Origin of the sequence: Chryseobacterium sp. SN22, from assembly GCF_008329705.1 — a bacterium.
Lineage (GTDB): Bacteria > Bacteroidota > Bacteroidia > Flavobacteriales > Weeksellaceae > Chryseobacterium.
Genome location: NZ_VTSX01000021.1, coordinates 92,641 through 101,658, shown reverse-complemented (window position 1 = coordinate 101,658; position 9,018 = coordinate 92,641). Strand labels below are relative to the sequence as shown.

The 9,018-nt window shown below is 37.9% G+C and carries 7 protein-coding genes; all 7 read right to left on the bottom strand.

Annotated elements, in window-relative coordinates; translation table 11 throughout:
* On the bottom strand, window positions 1-1,847 hold a 1,847-nt coding region (locus FY557_RS14955), incomplete at its 3' end, for a hypothetical protein (RefSeq protein ID WP_149248043.1).
* A gap of 11 nt (window positions 1,848-1,858) precedes the next feature.
* Window positions 1,859-3,577, bottom strand: a complete 1,719-nt coding sequence (locus FY557_RS14950) for a T9SS type A sorting domain-containing protein (protein WP_149248042.1) — start codon at window positions 3,575-3,577, stop codon at window positions 1,859-1,861.
* A 489-nt stretch (window positions 3,578-4,066) separates the two neighbouring features.
* Window positions 4,067-4,357, bottom strand: coding sequence for a hypothetical protein (locus FY557_RS14945; RefSeq protein WP_149248041.1), 291 nt, complete (start codon window positions 4,355-4,357; stop codon window positions 4,067-4,069).
* 230 nt (window positions 4,358-4,587) lie between these two features.
* Window positions 4,588-5,871 carry a glutamate-1-semialdehyde 2,1-aminomutase gene (hemL, locus tag FY557_RS14940; protein ID WP_149248040.1) on the bottom strand — a complete coding sequence of 428 codons (1,284 nt, stop codon included), beginning with the start codon at window positions 5,869-5,871 and terminating at the stop codon, window positions 4,588-4,590.
* Window positions 5,872-5,952: 81 nt separating this feature from the next.
* Window positions 5,953-7,011, bottom strand: coding sequence for a glucosaminidase domain-containing protein (locus FY557_RS14935; protein ID WP_149248039.1), 1,059 nt, complete (start codon window positions 7,009-7,011; stop codon window positions 5,953-5,955).
* Between the two features lie 66 nt (window positions 7,012-7,077).
* Entirely contained in the window at window positions 7,078-7,980 is a 903-nt protein-coding gene (locus FY557_RS14930) for a 1-aminocyclopropane-1-carboxylate deaminase/D-cysteine desulfhydrase (RefSeq protein WP_149248038.1), read from the bottom strand.
* 688 nt (window positions 7,981-8,668) lie between these two features.
* On the bottom strand, window positions 8,669-8,995 hold the full coding sequence (locus FY557_RS14925; RefSeq protein WP_149248037.1) for a hypothetical protein: 327 nt from the start codon (window positions 8,993-8,995) through the stop codon (window positions 8,669-8,671).
* Window positions 8,996-9,018 lie beyond the last annotated feature (23 nt).

Genomic DNA, 9,018 nt, shown 5'->3' with positions numbered 1-9,018 from the left:
AGAGAATTCAGACTATTCAAGTTTGGGTTTAAATTACTATTACTCTTTGCATACGAACCTGTAAAAACTTGATATTTCTCTGAGCCTTCTAAAATTCCAGAACTAGAATTATCATTATTTTGATAACTATATATAGTTTCTAAGTTTTGGTGATTATCATTTTCAATCTTTTTTAATATTCTTGGACTATTTACGGTTCCAGTTTCATTTGCTAACTGAATGGTTTCAAATTGTTGATTATATTTATTTATTTTTGAAAACGTTCCATATTCATATATATAGCTTGTATTTCCTTTAGTCGGATAAATTATCTTTTTTAAAAGTCCAGTATCAAATGCTGTAAAGTTATCCGGAGCTGGAATCGCATAAGGACCAATATCTGACGCAGCGTAACCGTAATTTCGCATATCACCATTCCAAAATCCTAAGTCATTTGATTGAGCTTTAATATATTTTGGAAAGTCATCAATATTATAATAATCCATAGTGTAATTTTCTCCTAAATTATTTCTTACGCCAGTAAGAAATGTTCTTTGATTCGTAGCACCATAATTATTATAATCAAGATTTACTTTTTTTATAAGTAAATTATTCCTTTTAATATTAATCTCTTTTAAATATTTGCCAGAAATTTCTAAAGGATTAGTAGTTAAATCATATTTGTAATCAATATTAATATTACCATATTTTATACTGTCTAAAACAGCTTTTTTTGTTAATGTTGACACTTCTGTGTAGGTATAAAGCGATAAATAGGTGTTTGGGACTGGTGTTTCATGAATATATTCTGTATAATTTTCAACCAGTTCGGTAGTTAGGTTATTATTTATAATATTTTGTTTTGAAGGAAAATTTGCATCACGGTTATAATCGCTATCAACATATAATTCACGTCCTGTACCTCCATTATTTCTGTAATTATTAAGTATAGTGAGATTTACAGGTTGGTAATAAGCAGTGACTTCACTTCCATCATTGAGTATTATTTTTTTTAAAGACCAAGAATCAATATAATTTGTTTTTGTATTAGCTGCGCCTGTCCACTGTCCATATTCAGGATGCCATGATTCATAACTAACATTATTAAAACTATAATTGATATCTAATGTTTCAACTCCTCCACCAAAAAAATATTGATTACCTTTATCGTCTGTTATCTTAATTTCAGAAAAATTAAGATTTTCAAAAATATTATGAAAACCAAAATTAGCAACATCGATCTTTAACGAAGTATTTTCAGAATATACAATAATTTTCCCATTATTATCCATAACAAAATAACCATTATATCCCATAAAATTAAAATAAAACTTATCTGGTTCAAAACTTATATAATCATTAGCATAAAAACTTGAGGAGTTTGGAATATATGATTTTGGCTCAATATTAACATTATGATTAAATATTGATATCTTGTCAGCATCAACTTTTGTTGTTAAACAGTCATATTTTTGATAGTTCATATATCCACTATAAGCTGGCAATATTCTAAAACCTCTTATACCATTAAGAGCAGCACCAGAATTAAGTTCATTTACAGTTGTTAAATCAATTCTATGAGGTTCCCTAGTAATTTTCCCAAACTGGATCATACTCCAGTTAAGCCCAACATAACCTGGTGTTATATGAGGAACAAACCCCCTTGACTCATACGATAGTTTGTTATTTAATCTGAATTTTCCTTCAGTAACTTCAAAAAGTGGAATATCCAAATTAATTGTACCAGAATTCATATTAATATTTTCATTAACACCTCTAATCAAAGAATAACTTTCTGGTGGTTTTGTTTGGGTTAAATACAGTATAAATACGTGTATGAAAAATAATACATTTATTTTCTTGATCATTTTCAATAATTTTATTTTTTAATCAATTTCCCACTCGCCGTTTTCCCACCATCCGTCTTCACCGATACCAGGTAAGCCCCCTGAACCAGTGGCTGAGTATTAATTTTGGTTACTTTGTTTTTTGTTCTGATGCTCTGAAGCTGCCTTCCGCCCATATCGTAGACCGTAATCTCCGCGGAAAAACCGGCCCCTGAGGCTCTCGAAGGGCCGTCATCCATTCCGATTTCCACATACGCATAATCTGATACCGGGTTCGGGTAGATCTTAATATCCTGCTTCTCGATCAATTGATCGATCTGTTGATCACCCAGCTTTACGATCTTCCAGTTCTCTTTGCCCAGTTCCTCGGCACTGGTTCCGGCCAAAATGATCGAGCCGTCACGGTTCAGTTTAATATCCGATAGCCTTTCTTCCTTTTTGCTGGATTCTCCTTTCACATGCTTTCTCCACTGCTCATTGCCGTTCTGGTCCAGGTACAGCATCCAGAACTTTTCATCATCCGTTTCGATTTTTCCCTCCGCCTGCGTATAGCCGCCCAGCAAAATCCCTTTCGTATTTTTATCATCCGCGGACTTTACCACACTCATGCCCATCAGGACATCCCGGTTCTTGAAATTGTAGGATTTTTGCCAGATTTCTTCGCCTTTAGAATTTACCGAGATGAGCCAAAGGTCTGTTCCTTCTTCGATGCCCACGGTTTTATTCCCGGATCTTTCCGATCTGGATTCGCCGCCGATTACGTATCCGGTAGAAGTCATGGCCAGGGTTCTTAGATGATCATCGCCTTTTCCGCCGTAATTCTTTTCCCATTCTACCTTGCCATCTTTTGAAAGCTTAACCAAATAGAAATCGCCCTCTCCGTAATTAGGTGTTGTCTTAGCATAATTGATGATTGATGAATGATCATTGATTTTGGAGGATGCCGGGCCGGTATTCTGCCGGTTATCATTTATATTATAGGCACCGCTTCTGGAATAGATGCCTAATAAAGCTCCGCCATCAATGGTCGGAATCATTTTCTCTACTTCGTCCAATCCTCTTCCGCCTAAAACAAGCTGTGAGATTTCCTTTCCGTTTTTATCTAATCTTACAATTACAATATCTTTTGAACCGTAGCCTTTCTCTGCATTCTGAACATTACCTGCAATACAAAAACCGAAGTCCGTGGTCTGGATCACTGCTCTTGCCTCTTCATCTACCACAGTACCAATGGTTTTCTGCCACAATTCATCTCCAAATTCGTTGATTCTAATGAGCCAAAAATCACTGCCTCCTTTGGATTCTTCCTTTTTATCCAGGCCTTTTCCGCTGTAGGAAGTTCCGGCAATTAAAAATCCCCCATCCTGTGTATTGACCGTGGCCGATAAAAAATCATGGTTTTTCCCGGCGAAGTATTTTTCCCAAACTTTTTCTCCTTGTTGGTTTAATTTAACCAGGTGATAGTCGTATCCTGCGTTTTGTTTTGGGCTGTCTGCTGAAGATGCGCCGGCCCCTGAGGTTCTCGAAGGGGTCGAAGGAGTGGTCCCTGAGGCTCTCGAAGGAGTGGTCCCTGAGCCTGTCGAAGGGTGGATTGAACTTCCTGTGATAAGGTATTGTCCGTCAATCGATGTCGTAATCTTGCTTAAGAAATCCTGCGTTGAAGATTTAATGTCTTTCTGCCAAATCACTTCCTGGGCAGACATACCCAGAGATATGCACAGAAAAAATGCGCTCATGTAGAGTTTTTTCATGTCCTTAGTAATTAATTATTAATTTTTTTTATAATTCCTGCAAAAGTATACTTTTTACCTCACAATCCAAAGATTTATTATATCTATTTACCATTAAAATCATTGTCCGGCAAAGCTATATCAGCAATGCGACAAAGCATGACGCATTATTTCTGAAATGAAAAAAATTCAAAAATATAAATCAGCTACAGAGACAAGAAAGAAAGAAAGAAAGATAATTATTTAAGTTAAACCGAAGGTAGAAATTGGATTAACAGGTTGGAAAAGGAATGATAAATGCCGAAAGTTTCTTTTGCCAACATCACTTTCAAAAAGTATATGATCGAATGAAATAGGTTAATACCAAACAAATAGGAAATCTGTTTAAATTCCGGGCCCACCAACCCGAATTTAATTTTTGATTTCAATAATCGACTGAAAATAAATTAACTATAAGCGAATTACGGTAAATACTACCAAAATTTATTCTTCTAACTCCTGATGCTGTTCTTATTGATCCATATTCCAATTCAGAATTTCAATATTTCGCTCAGCGTAGCCTATTGCTTCCTGTACGGATAAAAACGGACGCGAACTGCTGTCCGCTGAGATATAACCTTTTTCATCGATCAGATATTTTCCGAAATGCAGATAATAAACGGTATGGTCTTTTGCTATGTTTGATGGAAAAGCACCTGACTGTAAGAATAACGGATGCCCCGGCTCCTGCTTCACCAGCAGGATTGGCAGATACGTATTTCCGGAATATTTCCACTCCCCCGTTTTAATTATTTTATGCATGCATGACCTGAATGTTTTTTTATGGCGTAAAAATAAGCTGTTCAAAAACTTTCAGGATTTCATGAATATTAATTTGATATTAAATGATGTACACAATAGAAAAACGCAGTAGATACTGCGTTTTTCTATTTATACGTGAATGGTCAATCGTCAATTTTGCCGCGCAAGTCAATTTTTTAAATTACATAAAAAATTCACCATTCACCCGAAGGAATTGACAATTGACATTCCTATGAATACTCAAATTTCCTCACCGCTTCCAGCGTCCTATCGATTTCCTGATCTTTAATCGCATCGCTGATGAAATAGGTTTCGTAGCCGCTTGGCGGAAGATAAATCCCGTTCTGCAGCATCTGGTGGAAGAAATTATTAAATAAGGCATGGTTGGCTTCCTGGGCTTCGTCAAAATTAGAAACCCTGTTCGTATGGAAGAATACCGACATCATCGATCCTTTTCTGTTGATTTTATGGGCAATTCCTTTTTCATTCAGGATTTTACCGATTTCAAAATCCAGCGTTTCCGTGGTTTTATCAAGCCTGTTGAAGAATTCAGGATCATTTTTGATCAGCTGCAGGGTTTTCAGTCCGGCCCTCATGGCCAAAGGATTTCCACTTAAGGTTCCTGCCTGGTAGACCGCCCCTTTCGGCGCTAAATAATCCATAATTTCGTTTCTTCCCGCAAAAGCACCTACTGGAAGTCCGCCGCCGATTACTTTTCCGTAAGTTACCAGATCCGCCTTCACGTTATAAAGTTCCTGTGCTCCTCCGAAGGACAATCTGAAACCGGTCATAACCTCATCAAAAATAAGCAGGGCACCGTTTTCATCACAGATCGTTCTCAGTTTCTGAAGGAATTCGTTTTCCGGAAGCACACAGCCCATATTTCCGGCAACGGGCTCAACAATCACCGCTGCAATCTCGCCTTGATTATGTCTGAATAAATCTTCGACCTGCTCTATATCGTTATATCTGGCCAGCAAAGTATCTTTTGCCGTACCGGCTGTTACGCCCGGAGAGTTGGGATTTCCGAAAGTAGCGGCCCCGCTTCCCGCCTTAATCAGGAATGAGTCCGAATGGCCGTGGTAACAGCCTTCAAATTTTACAATTTTATCTCTGCCGGTAAAGCCTCTCGCCAAGCGGATGGCACTCATACAGGCTTCCGTCCCTGAAGATACCATTCTGATCTGGTCGATGTTCGGGACATTTTCGGTAATGAATTTTGCAATTTCCGTTTCAAGCTCTGTCGGTGCACCGAAAGAGAAGCCTTTTTCGGCCTGGATTTTTAATGCTTCCAGAACTTCAGGATGGGTGTGTCCGAGAATAGCCGGTCCCCACGAATTGATGTAATCGATATACGTATTATCATCGGCATCGGTAAGATAGGCTCCTTTTGCAGACTTCATAAAAACCGGCACTCCTCCTACGGATTTGAATGCACGGACCGGGGAATTTACGCCGCCGGGAATGTATTGGTAGGCTTCATCAAATAAAGCCGAACTTCTTTGGTACTTCATTATCTAGTGGTGGTTGGTTAATCGGTGAAAATTGATTGTTTTCAGTTTTAATGACTCACAATCAGCCGCCGTTCAACAAAATTAATTTCTTGGTTTTTTATCAATTAAATAGATCAGCTGTCCCGGTGTCGGTTTCTGGCCTTCATCCATTCTGTTTTTGGCGTACAGCTTATTTAATTTGATTCCGAATTTCTGGGCAATGTCATGCATGTCTTCGCCGGGTTCGGCTTTGTAGGTCGCCGTATTCCCATCGGAATTTTTGGATTCAAGGAAGACGATTTCGTTTTTTTTCAGCACATCACTGTCCAGTTCGTTCCATTTCATCAGCTTGCTTTCGCTGATCTTGAATTTTTTGGCAATAAACTGAACATTGGTATCTTCAGGAATGATGATGTATTTCAGGCCGTCGTTGGGATGGCTTTTAATAAGGATCGTATTTAGCATCTCTGCCCGGCTCTTGATCCGCTCTACCCTTTTCTGCTGCTGGGCGTAGGAAGTCTGCTTGTACGGAACCTCAACGGTAACCGGTGCTTTAGCCTTTTTTACATATTTTTCAGAATCCATCTGAGCCATGAAGCTTACGTCATTCTTCAGATCCGGATACATTTTAAGAACGGCATACAATACCTCTTTAGAACTGGTATTGTCGAATTCATATAATTTGTAACGCTCGATTTTACCGATCAGGATCGATGCATAGCGCGGATTGGTAGCATATCCTGCTTTTTTCAATCCGGTAGCCCACGCTTTATAATCTTTCATATCCAAATTAAAAAGATTGGCGTAGTACTTCCTTGTCGATAAAAAGATCGAATGATCTTCATAAGACTGCCTCGGGTCATCATAAACCCGGAAGCACTCATTCGGGGCATCATCGGTATGCTTCATGGTCTTTCCGGTCCAGTCTTCCTTGCATTTGATCCCGAAATGGTTTTTGCCTTCCAGTGCCAGCCGGCTTTGCCCGCCTCCGGTTTCCAGCAGCCCCTGCGCCAGGGTGATGGAAGCAGGGATCCTGTATTTTTCCATTTCCTCCACTGCGTATTTGGCAAATTTCTGGATGTACTGATCTTCAGTAGCCCAGGTCTGGGCTGAGAATTTTGATAAAACTAAAAGGCTTACCAGCGTGAAAAGTCTTTTCATCTTATAATTTTTTTGTTTTAAAATGAAAGATGGAACACTAAGTGTTTCATGTTTTCCAATTTTACTTTATACGATTAATGTTCTGTTCTGTTTTTCCAAAAGCAGGTTTGCCCCTTCGATTCCCTGCAATCCGCCGGTATGAAAGCACAAAATCCTACTGTCTTCAGGAAAAAAACCACCATCCATTAATTCAAATACTTTCTGCATCATCTTTCCTGTATAGATCGGCTCCAGAGGAATATTGTGTTTCTCTTTAAAATCATTGATAAAACGGATATTTTCATCCCTTATTTTACCATAACCTCCAAAGCTTGAATCTATTAGACTAAAATTCTTCTTCGGGGTCAATTCCAGGATTCTGTTTTCCAGTGAATGATCATCAACCACCTTGAATCCTATAACTTTCTGATTGTCTTCACAATATTTTGAAATCCCGGCAATCGTACCCCCGGTTCCGACTGCGGTACAAAGATAATCAAAATCTTTTGTTTCGTCATTCAGCATCATTTTTACGCCTGCTACGGCATCCGCATTGGTCCCTCCTTCCGGAATAATCAGGGCATCAGGGAATTCTTTCTGCAAAAAAACGGTTAATTTTTCTTTATGCCGGTAATCTTCCCGGGTAACAAACTGTAAGTTCATCCCGTTCTTCTCAGCAAAAAGTAAGGTAGGATTGTCACGCCATTTATCTTTCAGTTCCTCACCCCGGATGAGTCCTAACGTCGGAATACCGGCGATGTTCCCTACGGCGGAAACGGCAGCGATGTGATTGGAGAAAGCCCCTCCGAAAGTAATGATGTATGGTTTTTCTAGGTTACGGTCCACATAATTGTTGACGTTAAAAAACAGCTTCCAGTACTTATTTCCTGAAATCTGAGGATGAACGAGGTCTTCCCTTTTCATAAAGAGTTTTATCTTCTTTCCGGTAGGAATTTCAATAATGGGAATAGGTATTTCTGGAAGTTTCATCAGATGCAAATTTCCGAATTTATTTTAAATGATAATTTCTAAATTCGTTAAACTAAACTTAAAAATAATAGCCATGAAGATTCGGATTTAAATTTCTGCCGGCAATCTTAGACTCAATGAAGTTAATGACAAAAAATCTCCCACGGATTACGCAGATTTGTACAGGTCATGGCTTGGCTTCGGCTCCGCTCAGCCACAGGATACCCGTTCCTTGAAAACAATAGAATGTAAAAAGTAATTAATAGTAAGCTTGTGGGCAAAATTATGCTGAACACCAAGTTTACAAAGAAAATTTTCCTTCAATGTTACTGAAAAGATTCACAGAGCCGTTTTACTTATAAAATATCACCAGGTACAATTCCAGTGTCATATAAGAAAACAGTATATAAAGAATCGTATTTATTTTATTAACTCTGTTTCAGCACTTATTAAAAGGTTAGATATGCTCTCGAAACCGTTTTTTATATCACGCAGATTTTACAGATGACTCAGATTTTTTTTGATTGTTGTAAGGCTTATGATAGTAAGTACAAAATTTGTCATTGACTGGATCGATCTACGATTTCTCATAGGGAACCTGAACATTGTCTTAAAGAATAGTATAAAAATTAGGTCTGGTTACTAATGAAATGGCAATAATACCAGAAAATTCTACAAACTTTAATCATTGAATTTTAAACTTTGAATTTTAAAGGTATTTCCTGAAGCTCCAGAACTTCCTTACGTTGAGATAATCAAGATTGTGTTCATTGGCATACGCTTCCCTTTCAAAAGAAATCCGAAGGTAGGCCTGATCTGCATCTTTCAACTTCATCAGCCAATAGTAATACTCTACAACGTAGAAGATATAAAAGAAAATAACCAGCATTTCCATTTGTTGCCTGAGGTGGATTTTTTCGTGGTTGATCAATACGTTATTTTTCTTATCTTCGGGATTCCTAATGAAGATAAAAGGAAAAAGAGCAATGCCGTTAATTTTTAATTTTTTTAAAGGCTTTTGGCATATAATTATCATAATAACAAATATAAAAGTTTTTT